Source organism: Streptomyces sp. GESEQ-35 (assembly GCF_017948485.1).
In the GTDB taxonomy this organism is placed as follows: Bacteria; Actinomycetota; Actinomycetes; order Streptomycetales; family Streptomycetaceae; genus Streptomyces.
Window position 1 is genome coordinate 1 of record NZ_JAFFSX010000095.1, and the last position, 542, is coordinate 542.

The 542-nt window shown below is 74.5% G+C and carries 1 protein-coding gene; it reads left to right on the forward strand.

Annotation, left to right across the window (positions count from 1 at the left end):
- The coding region (locus KCH87_RS48490; protein ID WP_247197945.1) for an acyl carrier protein at positions 1-542 on the forward strand (542 nt) is incomplete at both ends.

Sequence of the window (542 nt, forward strand, 5' to 3'; positions counted from 1 at the left end):
GCCCTCAGCGCTGAAGAAGGACTCGCGCTTCTCGACGCGGCCGTCTCCGGCGATGACGCCGCCGTCGTCGCCGCTCGCATCGTGGAGTCCGCCCTGCGCCGGCAGGCCGGGGCCGGGCTGCTGACGCCGGTCCTGCGCGGGCTGATCCGCGGTGGCACCCGCAGGGCCGTGATGTCCGCCGGCCGCGCGGAGGTCGCCGCCTCCGCGGGCGGCATCGACGCGGCTGCCCTCGCGCGACTCGCTACGGACGAACGGCGGCGTGCGGTGCTCGACGTGGTCCAGGAGGCGGTGGCCTCTGTACTCGGCCACGCCTCCACCGACGTACTGGACCCCGCGCGGGCCTTCAAGGACCTGGGCTTCGACTCGCTGATGGCGGTCGAGCTCCGCAACCGCATGAACTCCGCGACCGGCCTGCGCCTGCCCGCGACCCTCGTCTTCGACCACCCGACGCCCGCCGCCCTCACCGCCCACCTGGTCGAGGCACTCGTACCCGATGCTGTGTCGTCGGTTCCGGCTGTGGTGGCGGGTGCGGGTGCGGGTGC